The organism is Streptomyces sp. NBC_00252 (assembly GCF_036187565.1).
Classification (GTDB): domain Bacteria; phylum Actinomycetota; class Actinomycetes; order Streptomycetales; family Streptomycetaceae; genus Streptomyces.
Window position 1 is genome coordinate 8822187 of record NZ_CP108087.1, and the last position, 14115, is coordinate 8836301.

A 14115-nucleotide genomic window follows, 5' to 3' on the forward strand; every position below is an offset into this window, starting at 1 on the left:
CGAGTTTGACGTAAAAGGATATCCCGTAAATGAGAAAGGCCCTGCGAGGTTCTCATCTGAGATTGTTATATTGCGCAACCACGCAAGAGAGACGGGAACCCCGCCTCGCCCGACCCGACACGGCCGCGAGCCCCAGGCCGCAGCTTCGACGGCCCGACCGGCCCGACCGTTTTGTGGGAGTGCCAGATGACCGACCTCGGGGACGGCCCCGTGGGACACGCCACGCGCAGCCGCACACGAGGGGTGCCCAGGCCGCGTGCGGGTGACACCGACGAGCCCCTGCCCACCGGCGGCCGGGCCGCCGCACGCGCCGCGGCCCGCCAGGCCCCGCGCGGCGGCTCCCGCGCACGCGGACGCGCCGACACGCGCCGCCGCGCCAAGCCCACCCCGCGAGGCAAGCGAGTGCTGAAGATCAGCGCGATATCCCTCTCCGCGCTGATCCTGGCCACCGCGGGCGGCGGCTGGTGGTTCTACGAGCACCTGAACGGCAACATCAACAGCATCGCGATCGACGACGGCGCGGGCGGCAAGGAGAAGGCCGACGCCTTCGGCCGCACGCCGATCAACCTCCTCGTGATGGGCAGCGACGCCCGCAGCAGCGCCACCGACTGCAAGCTCGGCGGCGGCTGCTCGTCGACCGGCGTCCAGACCGGCAACGGCAACGCGGACGTCGAGATGGTGGTCCACATCTCCGCCGACCGCTCGAACGCCACCGTGATGAGCATCCCCCGCGACACCATGACCCAGGTCCCCGCCTGCAAGGACCCGGACAGCAGCCAGTCGACGGCCGGCTACTACGGCCAGATCAACAGCGCGCTGCAGTACGGCCAGGAGTGCCAGGTCAAGACCGTCCACCAGCTCACCGGCATCACCATCGACCACTTCGTGCAGATGGACTTCTCCGGCGTGGTGAAGATGTCCGACGCGGTGGGCGGCGTCTCCGTGTGCGTCGACGCCGACGTCTACGACACCTACTCGCACCTGAAGCTCGCCAAGGGCACCCACACCCTCAAGGGCGACGCGGCGCTCGAGTTCGTCCGCTCCCGGCACGGCTTCGGCGACGGCAGCGACCTCGGCCGTACCGTCTCCCAGCACCTGTTCCTCAGCGCGATGATCCGCAAGTTCAAGAGCGCCGGCACGCTCACCGATCCTCAGGCGGTCTACAACCTGGCCGACGCCGCCACCAAGGCGCTCACCGTCGACACGGGCCTCGGCACCGTGAAGAAGCTGATCGGGCTCGCCGCGGACCTCGACAAGGTCCCGACGAAGCGCATGACGTTCACCACGATGCAGACCGGCGCCGACCCGAGCAACGCCGACCGCGTGGTGCCCGCGGCGGCGGCCAAGAGCCTGTTCGCGACGATCGCCAACGACCAGTCGCTGACCAGCTCGAACGGCAAGAAGTCCGCCGCGGCCACCGCGACCGCCACGGCGGCGGCCGTCCCGGCCGCGCAGATCGCCGTGACGGTGGAGAACGGCACCAGCATCAGCGGACGCGCCTCCACGGTCGCCACCTCGTTGATAGACGGCGGCTTCAGCTCCGGCACCACGACCGGCAACGCCTCCGTCAGCGCCACCTCGACCACGCTCACCTACGGCTCGGGCCAGAAGGCCGAGGCGCAGACGGTGGCCAAGGCGCTCGGCCTCGCCTCCTCGCACCTCAAGCAGGGCACAGGCACCGGGCTGACCCTGGTGATCGGCACGGACTGGCCCAGCGGCACGACGTATCCCGGCGGCGGCTCCTCCCCGGCGCCCGCCGACACCAAGGCGGCCACCTCCAACGCCCAGGCCGCGACCGCCGACCAGTCGAAGTCCTGCGCCAAGGTCAGCCGTTACAAGACGGTCAGTCTCAACGGCGTCCCGATGACCCCGACCCAGGCGTACCAGGCGGCGACGAACAAGAAGGACTCGGACGCCTGACGGAGGGGACGGCTACGACCTGACGACGCTCTCGGCGGTCCAGGTGATGTGCGGGGGATCGACCCGCGCGCACAACGGGCCGCCGTTCGCGTCGGTCAGCCCGAGCCGCCCCACCAGCAGCCCGTCGGACGCGGCGGCGGCCAGCACCTCGTCCGGCACGGAGTCGAGCATGAGCTTGGCGCGCCGGAACATCGTGAAGACCCCGGCCGCGTCGACCGTCCCCCACGACAGATACACGAACCGCAGACCCATCCGGTGCTGCACATAGGGGCCCGTGACCACGACGCCGTCCGGCGTCACCTCCGCCGCGCACTCCAGCGTCCAGCTCACGGACACGGCGTCCCCCGGCTGCGGGTCGAGGAGTTCAGCCGGCCGGTCCCGGCGCTGCACGGCGACATGGACGTTGTCGTACGTCGCGACGGGCTTGTCGGCGGGAGCGGGAAAGGTACGGCCGGGCAGCTCGACGGCGTCGATACGAATGCGCATACGGCCCATCATGCCGCGCCCACCCTCCGTACCCTCAGTCGATCAAGGGGCAACGGCGGTGCCGGCGCCCCCTACGACAGCCGGACCAGGTCCACGCCCACGACCTCGGCGGCACCGCCCAGCCGCACCTCCGAGGCGCCCCGCGCCGACGCGGTGATCGTGGCGGGAGCGCCGAGCGAGTCGCCCATGTCCACGGTGATCGCGGTGACGCCCCGGCCGGCCAGGTCGACGGCGAGGCAGGCCGTGCTGTTGGCGTTCGCGATGTCCTCCGGGACGCCGATGGACGGCGCGAACATGCGCGCCGCGATCCGGCCCGAGCCCGCCTCCGTCGAGTGGACGTAACAGCCGAGGAACCCCAACCGGTCGCAGACCGCACCGAGTTGACCGAAGTCCGGGGCGAGCGCGGTGAGCGCGGCCCGTGTCGTCACCGGTACCAGCAGCCGCGCCCGCCCGACCGAGGCGACCCGCGCACCGGGCGCGAGGATGTCCGGGGTGACGCCCAGCGCGGGGAGGACGAGCCCGCACTCGGCGGCGGTCGGCTCGCGCAACGCGACGGGGCCTGACGTGAAGGCGGCTTGGAAGAACGCGCCCTCGCGTACGGCCCAGCCCGCGAAGTCGCGCCCCGCCGCCCGCAGCGTGCCCCGGTACTCCGTGCCCCCGGCCCGCTCCGCGAGGCAGGCCAGCGCGGCGACCGTGCCGTGGCCGCACGCGGGCAGTTCGCCCTCGGCGGTGAAGAAGCGCAGGGACACGGCCGATCCGCGTTCCGCGACGAAGACGGCGTGCGACGTCCCGGCGAGGACCGGCACCCGGCGGCGTTCGTCGTCGCTCAACGGGGTCTCGTCCAGTACCGCCGTCGGGCTCCCGCCCCGCCCCTCCCGCAGACACGCGCGGACGATCGTGACGAGCAGTCGGCTGATCACACCGGAACCGTACTCCCGAACCCCGCGGCCCGACCTGCGGTCCTGACGGCGTGTGGGCGCGGCGGCGGCCGTACTCCTCGCTATGTTCGGTCACAACATCAGACATTCGGAGCAAAAATGCCAAAAACGGATGAGCTGCTTGATGTGACGGAGACGGTGTTCCCGGCCGCCGTCCGCCCACCCGAGCGACGGCGCCGCCTTCTCCGCAGGCCCCCGCCGACCGCGGCGGTCGTGAGCGCGCTCGGCCTGGCCGCGGCCGTCCTCGTGCTGTCGGGAACGCCCTGGCTGAACGACCCCGCCGTGGCGGCCTGGCGGACCGTCTGCCTGGCCATCACCGTGCAGGCACTGCCCTTCCTGCTGCTGGGCACCGCGCTGTCCGGGGCCATCAACGCCTTTGTGCCGGCGGACCTGTTCACCAAGGTGCTGCCCAAGCACCCCGCGCTCGCGGTGCCGGTCGCCGGGGTCGCGGGAGCGGTCCTGCCGGGCTGCGAATGCGCGTCCGTGCCGGTCGCGAACAGCCTGATCCGGCGGGGCGTCACCCCGGCCGCCGCGTTCGCGTTCCTGCTCTCGGCGCCCGCGATCAACCCGATCGTGCTGACCGCCACCGCCGTCGCCTTCCCGGGCAGCCCCGCCATGGTGCTGGCCCGGCTGCTCGCCTCGCTCGCCACCGCCGCCGTCATGGGCTGGCTCTGGCTCTGGCTGGGGCGCGAGGAGTGGCTGCGGCCCGTCGTGCGGCACACCGGACACCAGCCGGGTCACAGCCGCTTCACGGAGTTCCGGCTCGGCTTCCAGCACGACTTCCTGCACGCGGGCGGCTTCCTCGTGCTCGGCGCCATGGCCGCGGCCACCTTCAACGTGACCGTCCCGCGCTCGGTCCTCGACACCTTCTCCGGCTCGCCCTGGCTGTCCGTGCTGTTCCTGGCCGGTCTCGCCGTCGTCCTCGCGGTCTGCTCCGAGGCCGACGCGTTCGTCGCCGCCTCGCTCACCGGCTTCTCGCCGACCGCCCGGCTGGCGTTCATGGTCGTCGGCCCGATGGTCGACCTGAAGCTGATCGCCCTTCAGGCGGGCACCTTCGGCCGGGGGTTCGCGGTGCGCTTCTCCAGCGCGACCACCGTGGTGGCCGTGGCGGCCAGCGTCCTGATCGGAGGCGCCCTGCTGTGAAGCGCACCGCGCAAGTGCCGCTCCTGGTCCTGACCGGCCTGGGCCTCCTGCACACCGCCCTCTTCACCGACCTCTATCTGCGCTACGTCAAAGAGGGCCTCCGCCCGCTCCTGATCATCTCCGGCGTCCTCCTCCTGCTCCTTGGCCTGGCACACGCGATGCTCGACCGCGGCCCTGCGAAGACGGAGGACCACGACCACGGCCACGGTCACGGTGACGATCACGGCCACGGACACGACCACTCCACCGCACCCCGTATCGCCTGGCTCCTCTTCCTCCCCGCGCTCAGCCTGCTCTTCTACGCGCCGCCCGCCCTCGGCGCCTACACGGCCTCCCATGCGGGCAGCGAGACCGTCAAGAAGCAGAAGGGGTTCGCCGCGCTGCCCGCGACCTCACCCCTGCCGATGACCCTCACGGACTTCACCACCCGGGTCCAGCAGGACCAGGAGCTGGCGATCAAGGGCCGCAGCGTCGAGATGACCGGGTTCGCGACACCGGTCAAGGGCGGCGGCTGGGATCTGACCCGGATCATCTTCACCTGCTGCGCGGCGGACGCCCAGACCGTCAAGGTGCACATGTACGGCACCCCGGCCCCGCCCGCGAACACCTGGCTGGCCGTCACCGGGACCTGGCACTCGCAGGGTGCACTCGGCACGCGGACCGCGGCGCCGGCCCTCGACGTCCACGCCACCCGGAACATCGCCCAACCGGTCAACGCCTTCACGGACGACCTGCCTCTGACGCCGTCCTGAGACGGTGGCGCGAACGTGAACTCCGTCCGGCGGCAGGGGAGTTGAGCACCCCCGCTGCCGGTCTCCACTCCGGTGACTCCGCCGGTCCCTCCCGCCGGGTTCACGTCCCGATCGCCTGGCAGGTCCGAGAGTTAACGGGTCATTCGGGCACATGCGGTGTGAAGAGGGGGTCCACATGCCGATCCTCTTGTCATGAACCTGCGATCCGACGGGCGGATCGCGGTCTCATGGAGGTGTTGGATGCACCGCAGACTCGCCACCGGTCTCGCCGCTTCGACCCTGGCCCTGGCAGCCGTCGTCGCCACCGCGACAGCCGCCGGTGCCGCCCCCGCCGACAAGCCCCAGGTCCTCTCCAGCTGGACGCAGACCAGCGCGTCGAGCTACAACCTCTGGGCCGCGGCCCGCGCCAACCAGGCCGCCTGGTCCGCCTACGCGTTCGACTGGACCACCGACTACTGCTCCGACTCGCCCGACAACCCCTTCGGCTTCCCCTTCGCCACCTCCTGCGCCCGCCACGACTTCGGCTACCGCAACTACAAGGCCGCGAACGCCTTCGACGCCAACAAGTCCCGGCTCGACAGCGCCTTCTACGAGGACCTCAAGCGCGTCTGCGCCGGCTACGGCGGCGCCACCGCGACCACCTGCAACAGCACGGCGTGGACGTACTACCAGGCCGTGAAGGTCTTCGGCTGACGGTCCAGCAGGCGCGGGGCGTCGACCCTCGGCGTCCCGCGCCTCTCCGCCCGGTGACGATCGGGACCGCGCCGACCGATGAGTTCCGGCGACGCGGACGGTCTACCTGACATGACCGACAAAGTGATCTCAGGAATGTCCATGTCCCTGGACGGCTTCATCACCGGCCCGGACGACAGCCGCGCACACCCCCTCGGCATCGGCGGCGAACGCCTGCACCAGTGGGTGCAGGACATGGACGACGCCGACGCCAAGGTCCTCGCCGAGATGGCGGACGGCGTCGGCGCCGTCCTCATGGGCCGCCACTCCTACGACATCTGCGAAGGCGAGGGCGGCTGGGGCGACGGAGGGCCGGTGGGGAAGGTCCCCTGTGTCGTGCTCACCCACCGCGCCCCCGACCCGGCGGACGTCGTCGCCCCCGACGTGTTCACCTTCGTCACCGACGGCATCGAGTCCGCGGTGGCCCGCGCCAAGGCGATCGCCGACGGCCGGGACATCGGGGTCCATGGTGCGGCCGTCGCCCAACAGGCCCTGAACGCCGGGCTGTTGGACGAGGTGCACATCATGCTCGTCCCTGTGCTGCTGGGCGCGGGCAAGCGGCTCTTCGACCACCTCGGCGGCCCCGTCGAACTCCGTCGGCTCTGGTCCCGCGAGTCGCCGGACATCACCCACCTGCGCTTCGAGGTCTTGGCCAAGTCCTGACGCGGTGTCCGGTGCGGCCTCGTCGTCACACTGCGACGACCCGCACCCCCGCGTCCTCGAACCGCCGTACCGTCTCCGGCGCCACCGCCGTGTCCGTCACCAGTGTGGTCACGGACTCCGCCGAGCAGATCCGGGCGAACGCCCGCTGCCCGAGCTTGCTGGAGTCCGCGGCGACGACGACCCGCTCGGCCCGCTCGCACAGCAGCCGGTTGATCGCCGCCTCCGCCTCGTCGTGGGCCGCCGCGCCGTGCGTCACGTCGAAGGCGACCACACCGAGCACCGCCACATCGACGGTGATCTGCGAGAGCACCCCGTCGGCGAGGGGTCCGACGAGTTCGTACGACTGCGGGCGCGCGACCCCGCCGGTCAGCACGATCTTGAACTGGGGCCGCACGGCGAGCTCGTTGGCGATGTTGAGCGCGTTCGTCACGATGGTGAGCGCGGGTGTGCCGGAGGTGAGGTCGGTGCGCACGGCCAGGGCGCGGGCCACCTCCGTGGTCGTCGTGCCGCCGGTCAGGCCCACCGCCTCGCCGGGCGCGACGAGTTCGGCGACCGCCTTGCCGATGCGCTGCTTCTCCGAGGCGTGCCGGGCGGTCTTGTAGCGCAGGGGCAGTTCGTACGACACCCCGTGCACCACCGCGCCACCCCGGGTGCGCACCAGCATCTGCTGCTCGGCGAGCTGGTCGAAGTCACGGCGGATCGTCGCCGCCGACACAGAGAGGTCGGCCGCGGCCTCCTCGACATCGAGCCGGCCGCGCTCGACGAGCAGGTCCAGCAGCGCCTTCCAGCGGGCGTCGCGCGACATCCGCACTCTCCGTTCCTCGATCTCCCGCGACCCTAGCGCACGGCCCCTTGGTTCGAATGCTTGATTGTGCTCGAAAGCTCGCTATATCTTGCAGGAACAAGCATAACCGGGGAGGGGTACGCCATGACGTATGTCGAGGACGAGCTGACCAGCCAGCCCGAGTGCTGGACCCGCGCCGCATCACAGGCGCCGGAGTTCCGGGACGTCCTGCCGGCGCCGGGGGAGCGGGTCGCGATCGTCGGCTGCGGCACCTCGTACTTCATGGGCCAGGCGATAGCCGCCCTGCGCGAGGGCGCGGGCCAGGGCGAGACCGACGCCTTCGCCGCCTCGGAGTTCCCGCACGGGCGGACGTACGACCGTGTCGTCGCCCTCACCCGCTCCGGCACCACCACCGAAGTCCTGGACCTCCTGCGGCAGTTGAGGGGGAGCACCCGCACCACCGCGATCACCGCCGACCCGCACACGCCCGTCATGACGTCCGCCGACGAGGTCGTCGTGCTCGACTTCGCCGACGAACGGTCCGTCGTGCAGACCCGGTTCGCGACCACCGCCGTCACCCTGCTCCGCGCCCACCTCGGCCTGCACACCGACGCCGTGGTCGCCGACGCCCGCACCGCGCTCACCGCCGAACTGCCCCAACAGCTCGTCGCCTGCACCCAGTTCACCTTCCTCGGCCGCGGCTGGACCGTCGGGCTCGCCAACGAGGCCGGACTGAAGATGCGCGAGGCCTCGCTGTCCTGGACCGAGGCCTACCCGGCGATGGAGTACCGGCACGGCCCGATCAGCATCACCACCCGCGGCACCGCCACCTGGATGTTCGGCGAGGCACCCGAGGGACTCGCCCAACAGGTGGGCGACACCGGCGGGTTGTGGATCGACGGCGGTCTCGACCCGCTCGCCGAACTCGTCCGCGCCCAGCGCCTCGCGGTCGCCGTCGCCGCCCACCGCGACCTCGACCCCGACCGCCCGCGCCACCTCACCCGCTCGGTGATCCTCGCCCCCTGACGCCCGAACCCGGCATTCCAGGACAGGAAAGGACAGGCCGTGCCCCTCGTCACCACCGGCGAACTCGTCACCCGCGCCGCCACCACCCGCTCCGCCGTCGCCGCCTTCAACATCATCACGCTGGAACACGTCGAGGCCGTCATCGCGGGCGCCGAGTCGGCGGAATCCCCCGTCGTCCTCCAAGTCAGCGAGAACGCCGTCAAGTTCCGCTACGGCCGTCTCCTCCCGCTCGCCCGCGCGGCCGTCGCCGCCGCCGAACGGGCCGCCGTACCCGTCGCGTTGCACCTCGACCACGTCCAGAGCGACGACCTGCTGCGCCAGGCACCCGGCGCCGGATTCAGCTCCGTCATGTACGACGCGGCCCGCCTGCCCTACGCCGAGAACCTCGCCGCGACCCGCGCCGCCGCCGACTGGGCACACGCCCAAGGGCTGTGGATCGAGGCCGAGTTGGGAGAGGTGGGCGGTAAGAACGGCGAGCCGCCGCTCGACGCCCACGCACCCGGCGCCCGCACCGACCCCGCCCAGGCCCGCGCCTTCGTCGCCGACTCCGGCGTGGACGCGCTCGCCGTGGCCGTCGGCAGCTCGCACGCCATGACCACGCGAACGGCGAGCCTCGACCACGACCTGCTCAAGCGGCTCGCCGCCGCCCTGGATGTCCCGCTCGTCCTGCACGGCTCCTCGGGAGTCCCCGACGACGAACTGACCGCGGCCGTCGCCGGCGGCATCACCAAGGTCAACGTGGGCACCGCCCTCAACCAGGCGATGACCGGCGCCATCCGCACCTTCCTCGCGGCGCACCCCGAGGCGGTCGACTCCCGCAAGTACCTGAGTGTGGGCCGGGAGGCGATGGCCGGAGCGGTGACCCGGATCATCGCGGTGCTCAGCTGAGGACCGTCACCTCTTGACGGCCTTCAGGACCACGAACTTGGCGTCGCTGGCCACGAGTTGACTGTTGCCGAACAGCCGCTTCAGCTTCACGTGGTAGGCGAGATGGCGGTTGCCGACCACCCACAGCTCACCGCCGGGCCGCAGCGCGCGCCGCGCCCCGGAGAACATCCGCCAGGCCGTCGCGTCCGTCGTCGCCTGGTGGGAGTGGAACGGCGGATTGTTCAGCACGAGGTCCACGCTGTCGGCCGCCACCCCGACCATGCCGTCCCCGACCCTGAACTCGGCCTGCCCCGGCACCCCGTTGGCCTTGTACGTCGCCTCCGCCGAGGCCACGGCCTGGAACGACTCGTCCACGAACAGGACTTCGGCCTCCGGGTCGGCCAGCGACACCGCCGTACCGACGACACCGTTGCCGCACCCGAGGTCCACCACCCGGCGCGGACCGCGGCCCTCGGGCAGGTGCTGGAGGAAGAAACGGGTGCCGATGTCGAGGCGCTCGGCGCAGAACACACCCGCGTGGTTGACCACGGTCCGCCCCGAGACCGAGCCGATGCCGTCGGGCAGGGCGTAGCTGTGCGGCCACGGGTTGGCGGCGCGCGACGCCGACGACCGGGGCGTGCAGTGGATCAGCCGGGCCTTCTTCTCGGCCAGCGAGGTCCGGGTCGGGCCGAGGATCCGCTCGAACAGCTTCAGCGTCGAGGTGTGGATCTCCTTCACCATGCCGGTGCCCACGACCACCGTGTCCGCGTGCACCCCGGGCGCCAGCCGCAGCAACTGGTCCTCCAGCAGCGCGAGGCTCTTCGGCACCCGGACCAGCAGCACGTCCACGCGCTCGGGCGGCGGATCCTGGGTGGTGAGCAGCCGTACGGAATCCGCGTCGACCTCATTGCGGGCGAGGTTCGCCCGCGTCGCCTCCTGGGTCAGGAACGAGTCGGTGATCTGCACCGGACGGTGCTCCGCGAGCGCCGTGGCCAGGGCGCCCCAGCGGTCGCCGACGATCACGACCGTGCCGGACAGCGGGGTGTCCTGTTCCGCGAGCTGCCGCAGAAGGTATTCGTCGGAGGCGTCCCAGGCGCGCAGCCGGTCGCGGGGGTCCTCGGGAAAGCGGGACAGGGCGCGGTCGCCCCACGGAGTCGTCATTCGGTCGATATGGTCGTCCATCGTGCGCCAAGGCTAACCGAGTCCCAGCTCACGGCCGGTCGGGGCAGGATGGAGCCATGGACGCCGAGCTTTTTCCGAGGGCCCGCACGGAGATCGCGCCGGGCGCGGTGCACGTTCCGGATTGGCTGGACCCTGACCGGCAGCGCGACCTCCTGACGGCCTGCCGCGAGTGGGCCAGACCCCCGGCGGGCCTGCGCACGGTCCACACCCCCGGCGGCGGCACGATGACCGCCCGCCAGGTCTGCCTCGGCTGGCACTGGTACCCGTACGCCTATGCCCGCACGGTGACCGACGGCGACGGCACCCCGGTGAAGCCCTTCCCGACCTGGCTCGACGACCTCGCGCAGCGAGCGGTCACCGACGCACTGGGGGCGCCGACGGCGTCGTACGACATCGCCCTGATCAACTTCTACGACGGCGCCGCCCGCATGGGCATGCACCGCGACGCCGACGAGCGCTCCGACGCCCCCGTCGTCTCCCTCAGCCTCGGCGACACCTGCGTCTTCCGCTTCGGCAACCCCGAGACCCGCACCAAGCCGTACACGGACGTCGAGCTGAGGAGCGGCGACCTGTTCGTGTTCGGCGGGGCGTCGCGCTTGGCGTACCACGGGGTGCCGAGGGTTCACGAGGGCACGGCGCCGGGGGAGTTGGGGTTGAAGGGCAGGTTGAATGTCACGCTGAGAGTGAGCGGGTTTCAGGGGCACGGGGCTGTTGCTTGAGGATCATGGGAGACTCGCCCTCATGAGCGGCGGCAAGGCGGACCCCCGGCCGGCGGGGGATGGGACCACCTCGAGAGCGCGACTGGACCGGGGCCGCGGAGCCCTCGGCCCCGCGCTGGAGCTCGTGCACACCGGCCGCGCCCCCACCCGCGCCGTCCTCACCGCCGAACTCGGCGTGACCAGGGCGACGGCAGGCGCGGTCGCCGCCGAACTGGAGGCGCTGGGCCTGATCAGGGTCGACGCCCGCCCCGGCGCCGCGGCCGGTTCGCAGGGCCGCCCCTCGCACCGGCTCGCCCTGGCGGAGGACGGCCCCGTCGTGCTGGCCGCACAGGTGCACGCCGACGGCTTCCGCGCCGCGCTGGTGGGCCTCGGCGGCCAGATCGTCGCGACCGCCCCGGGCTGCGAGGCCGTGGACGCCGACCCGGCGAAGGTGCTCGGCTCGGTCGTCCAGGCCGGTGCCGATCTGCTGCGCGAGACCGGCCGCCGCTGCGTGGGCGCCGGACTCGCCGTACCGTCCGCCGTCGCCGAACCCGACGGGCTGGCACTGAACCCCCTCCACCTGGCCTGGCCCGCGGGCGCGCCCGTGCGGCGGATCTTCGCCGAGTGCGTGCGCGCGGCCGGTCTCACCGGACCCGCGTTCGCGGGCAACGACGTCAACCTCGCCGCCCTCGCCGAGCACCGGCACGGCGCCGGCCGGGGCGCCCGCGACCTGCTGTGCGTGGCGACCGGACACCGGGGAGTCGGCGGCGCGCTGGTCCTCGACGGGCGTCTGCACACCGGGAGTTCGGGCCTCGCGCTCGAGGTCGGACACCTCACCGTGAACCCTGAGGGCCGCCCCTGCTACTGCGGCAGCCGCGGCTGTCTCGACGTCGAGGCCGACCCGCTCGCGTTCCTCACCGCCGCCGGCCGCGAGCCCGGCCCCGAGGTCTCCCTGCTCCAGGAGTCCAACGAACTGATCCGCCACCACTACGACGACCCGTCCGTCCGGGAGGCCACCGAGGCGCTGATCGACCGGCTCGGACTGGGGCTCGCCGGGCTGGTCAACATCCTCAACCCGGACCGGATCATCCTCGGCGGACTGCACCGCACCCTCCTCGACGCCGACCCGGACCGGCTGCGCGCGGTCGTCGCCGACCGGAGCCTGTGGGGGCAGAGCGGTGGCGTGCCGATCCTCGCCTGCACCCTGGACCACAACAGCCTGGTCGGAGCAGCCGAGTTGGCGTGGCAGCCGGTCCTCGACGACCCGCTGACCGCACTGTCCTGACCGCGCGCCGAGCCGCGGGGCGGACGCCGTGGAAAAGGTGTGTGGCGGGCCCGTTGGGTCCGTGACCCGAGTGGGTCTATCGTCGGAAACCTAAGGCCAGAGGATGGAGGCGGCCGGTGATGCCGCAGGACGAGGCCGTGATCGGATGCACGGGAGAGGTGATCATCGAGACCCGGGGAAGTGCGGGCCCCGGCGAGATCCTCGTGCGGGTCCGGGGCGGCTCCGAGACCTTCCTGGCCTGGTCGGATGATCCCCTGCCCACGGGGGCCAGGGTGCTCGTGATCGAGTCCCGTGGACGGCGTGCCGTGCACGTCATCGAGTGGGCGGATCCATTGGACGCGCTGGGCGGCGATCCCGTCGGCGCAGAGTGAGGAGCAAGACATGTTCGGTTACCGCGTTCCCGCCCCCGATGAGGCGATGCTGATCTCGGGTGGCAGGCGGGGACTGGGGGGCGCGCCGTTCCGAGTGGTGACGGGGCACGGAAAGTTCGTGCTGCCGGTTTTCCGCAAGACCCGCTTCCTCACGCTGTCGATGTGTGAGGCCGAGGTCACCGAGACCTGTGTGACCCGGCAGGGCATCGCGCTGCACGTCCGCGCCGTGATCGCGTTCAAGGTCGGCAACGACACCGAGAGCATCATCAACGCGGGCCAGCGCTTCCTCTCCGACCAGGACCAGATGTCGGTGCTGACCGGCCGTATCTTCGCAGGTCACCTGCGGTCCATCATCGGCTCGATGACGGTCGAGGAGATCGTCACGGAGCGGCAGAAGCTCGCCGCCGAGGTGCTGGACACGTCGAAGGTCGAGATGGCCAAGATCGGCCTGATCGTCGACTCGCTGCAGATCCAGTCGATCGACGACGGCGAGGTCGGCTACATCGAGGCCATGTCCGCACCGCACAAGGCGGCCATCCAGCGGCAGGCCCAGATCGCCCAGGCGCAGGCCACGCAGGCGTCGGTCGAGGCGGAGCAGGTCGCGGCCCGCAACCAGGCGGAGTACGCGCGGCAGACCGCGGTCGTCAAGGCCGAGTACTCGGCCGAGGTCGACCGCGCGCAGGCGCAGGCCGCGCAGGCCGGGCCGCTCGCGCAGGCCCACGCCCAGCAGGAGGTGCTGGCCGCGCAGACCGAACTGGCCCAGCGCCAGGCCGAGTTGCGGCAGCAGCAGCTGGTCGCCGAGATCGTGAAGCCGGCGGAGGCGGAGGCTCAGCGGATCAAGCTGCTCGCCATCGCCGAGGCGGACCGGATGAAGATTCAGGCGGAGGCGGCGGCGTCGTACGACCGTGTCGCGCTGGACCGGATGCTCATCGATCAGCTCCCGCAGATCGTGAAGGAAGCGGCGGGGGGTCTTGCGGGGGCCAACGTCAACGTCCTCAACGGGGCGGATGGGCTGGGCGAGATCGCGGCCGGCCTGGTTTCGCAGGGGCTCACCATCCTCGACTCGGTGCGGGGGAACCTGAGTGGGGCGGACCCCGACGGGCGTCGGCCCGGTGACGAGGTCAAGAACCTGCTGCAGTTGCAGGCCAAGAAGGACGAGAAGAAGAACGACGGGCCGGTTGACCTGGACTGAGCGCTCCGCTGGGCAGCCCGGGGTGGTGTGCGTCGTTTTTTGGTGCGGCGCCGTTGTGGCTGGGCGCGCAGTTCCC

At 71.8% G+C, this 14115-nt stretch carries 15 protein-coding genes; 11 read left to right on the forward strand and 4 right to left on the reverse strand.

Annotated elements, in window-relative coordinates; all coding sequences use genetic code 11:
* Window positions 1–186 precede the first annotated feature (186 nt).
* Window positions 187–1920, forward strand: a complete 1734-nt coding sequence (locus OHT77_RS39170) for an LCP family protein (protein WP_328833094.1) — start codon at window positions 187–189, stop codon at window positions 1918–1920.
* Between the two features lie 12 nt (window positions 1921–1932).
* Here OHT77_RS39170 and OHT77_RS39175 read toward each other — a convergent pair whose 3' ends face one another.
* Both OHT77_RS39175 and OHT77_RS39180 read right to left on the reverse strand, forming a co-directional pair.
* Entirely contained in the window at window positions 1933–2406 is a 474-nt protein-coding gene (locus OHT77_RS39175) for a DUF5990 family protein (protein ID WP_328833095.1), read from the reverse strand.
* Between the two features lie 71 nt (window positions 2407–2477).
* Window positions 2478–3326: a PhzF family phenazine biosynthesis protein gene (locus tag OHT77_RS39180; protein ID WP_328833096.1), complete on the reverse strand. Its 849-nt coding sequence runs from the start codon at window positions 3324–3326 to the stop codon at window positions 2478–2480.
* A 117-nt stretch (window positions 3327–3443) separates the two neighbouring features.
* Between OHT77_RS39180 and OHT77_RS39185 the strand changes: the two genes are divergently transcribed.
* The 4 genes from OHT77_RS39185 (at window position 3444) to OHT77_RS39200 (ending at window position 6634) form a co-directional block, all read left to right on the forward strand.
* On the forward strand, window positions 3444–4487 hold the full coding sequence (locus OHT77_RS39185; protein ID WP_328833097.1) for a permease: 1044 nt from the start codon (window positions 3444–3446) through the stop codon (window positions 4485–4487).
* Window positions 4484–5239 (forward strand): TIGR03943 family putative permease subunit, encoded by a 756-nt coding sequence (locus tag OHT77_RS39190; protein WP_328833098.1) that lies wholly within the window; start codon window positions 4484–4486, stop codon window positions 5237–5239. Before OHT77_RS39185 ends, OHT77_RS39190 begins: the two co-directional genes overlap by 4 nt.
* 240 nt (window positions 5240–5479) lie before the next feature.
* Window positions 5480–5932 carry a phospholipase gene (locus tag OHT77_RS39195; protein WP_328833099.1) on the forward strand — a complete coding sequence of 151 codons (453 nt, stop codon included), beginning with the start codon at window positions 5480–5482 and terminating at the stop codon, window positions 5930–5932.
* Between the two features lie 111 nt (window positions 5933–6043).
* A complete protein-coding gene (locus OHT77_RS39200; protein WP_328833100.1) occupies window positions 6044–6634 on the forward strand; it encodes a dihydrofolate reductase family protein in 591 nt (196 codons plus the stop codon).
* Between the two features lie 25 nt (window positions 6635–6659).
* Here the strand turns inward: OHT77_RS39200 and OHT77_RS39205 are convergent, their stop codons facing one another.
* Window positions 6660–7439, reverse strand: coding sequence for a DeoR/GlpR family DNA-binding transcription regulator (locus OHT77_RS39205; protein WP_328833101.1), 780 nt, complete (start codon window positions 7437–7439; stop codon window positions 6660–6662).
* 123 nt (window positions 7440–7562) lie between these two features.
* Between OHT77_RS39205 and OHT77_RS39210 the strand changes: the two genes are divergently transcribed.
* Together OHT77_RS39210 and OHT77_RS39215 are read left to right on the forward strand one after the other, a co-directional pair.
* A complete protein-coding gene (locus tag OHT77_RS39210) occupies window positions 7563–8444 on the forward strand; it encodes an SIS domain-containing protein (protein ID WP_328833102.1) in 882 nt (293 codons plus the stop codon).
* A gap of 39 nt (window positions 8445–8483) precedes the next feature.
* The gene (locus tag OHT77_RS39215) at window positions 8484–9332 is read left to right on the forward strand and encodes a class II fructose-bisphosphate aldolase (protein WP_328833103.1); all 849 of its coding nucleotides are present in this window, start codon (window positions 8484–8486) and stop codon (window positions 9330–9332) included.
* Window positions 9333–9338: 6 nt separating this feature from the next.
* Here the strand turns inward: OHT77_RS39215 and OHT77_RS39220 are convergent, their stop codons facing one another.
* Window positions 9339–10472, reverse strand: a complete 1134-nt coding sequence (locus tag OHT77_RS39220; RefSeq protein ID WP_328833104.1) for a methyltransferase — start codon at window positions 10470–10472, stop codon at window positions 9339–9341.
* A 77-nt stretch (window positions 10473–10549) separates the two neighbouring features.
* Here OHT77_RS39220 and OHT77_RS39225 point away from each other — a divergent pair, with 77 nt between their 5' ends.
* The 4 genes from OHT77_RS39225 to OHT77_RS39240 all read left to right on the forward strand — a co-directional run bounded on the left by OHT77_RS39225 (window position 10550) and on the right by OHT77_RS39240 (window position 14039).
* Window positions 10550–11212 (forward strand): alpha-ketoglutarate-dependent dioxygenase AlkB family protein, encoded by a 663-nt coding sequence (locus OHT77_RS39225; protein ID WP_328833105.1) that lies wholly within the window; start codon window positions 10550–10552, stop codon window positions 11210–11212.
* Between the two features lie 22 nt (window positions 11213–11234).
* Complete coding sequence (locus tag OHT77_RS39230; RefSeq protein WP_328833106.1) at window positions 11235–12476, forward strand: ROK family protein; 1242 nt, start codon at window positions 11235–11237, stop codon at window positions 12474–12476.
* Between the two features lie 119 nt (window positions 12477–12595).
* A complete protein-coding gene (locus OHT77_RS39235) occupies window positions 12596–12847 on the forward strand; it encodes a hypothetical protein (protein WP_266774551.1) in 252 nt (83 codons plus the stop codon).
* Window positions 12848–12857: 10 nt separating this feature from the next.
* Window positions 12858–14039 carry an SPFH domain-containing protein gene (locus tag OHT77_RS39240; protein WP_019058116.1) on the forward strand — a complete coding sequence of 394 codons (1182 nt, stop codon included), beginning with the start codon at window positions 12858–12860 and terminating at the stop codon, window positions 14037–14039.
* The last annotated feature ends 76 nt before the right edge of the window (window positions 14040–14115 follow it).

Coding starts and splice junctions, on each gene's coding strand:
- OHT77_RS39210 (WP_328833102.1), top strand. CDS start 7,563: ATGACGTATGTCGAGGACGAGCTGACCAGCCAGCCCGAGTGCTGGACC.
- OHT77_RS39185 (WP_328833097.1), top strand. CDS start 3,444: ATGCCAAAAACGGATGAGCTGCTTGATGTGACGGAGACGGTGTTCCCG.
- OHT77_RS39235 (WP_266774551.1), top strand. CDS start 12,596: ATGCCGCAGGACGAGGCCGTGATCGGATGCACGGGAGAGGTGATCATC.
- OHT77_RS39195 (WP_328833099.1), top strand. CDS start 5,480: ATGCACCGCAGACTCGCCACCGGTCTCGCCGCTTCGACCCTGGCCCTG.
- OHT77_RS39220 (WP_328833104.1), bottom strand. CDS start 10,472: ATGACGACTCCGTGGGGCGACCGCGCCCTGTCCCGCTTTCCCGAGGAC.
- OHT77_RS39170 (WP_328833094.1), top strand. CDS start 187: ATGACCGACCTCGGGGACGGCCCCGTGGGACACGCCACGCGCAGCCGC.
- OHT77_RS39175 (WP_328833095.1), bottom strand. CDS start 2,406: ATGCGCATTCGTATCGACGCCGTCGAGCTGCCCGGCCGTACCTTTCCC.
- OHT77_RS39240 (WP_019058116.1), top strand. CDS start 12,858: ATGTTCGGTTACCGCGTTCCCGCCCCCGATGAGGCGATGCTGATCTCG.
- OHT77_RS39225 (WP_328833105.1), top strand. CDS start 10,550: ATGGACGCCGAGCTTTTTCCGAGGGCCCGCACGGAGATCGCGCCGGGC.
- OHT77_RS39230 (WP_328833106.1), top strand. CDS start 11,235: ATGAGCGGCGGCAAGGCGGACCCCCGGCCGGCGGGGGATGGGACCACC.
- OHT77_RS39205 (WP_328833101.1), bottom strand. CDS start 7,439: ATGTCGCGCGACGCCCGCTGGAAGGCGCTGCTGGACCTGCTCGTCGAG.
- OHT77_RS39200 (WP_328833100.1), top strand. CDS start 6,044: ATGACCGACAAAGTGATCTCAGGAATGTCCATGTCCCTGGACGGCTTC.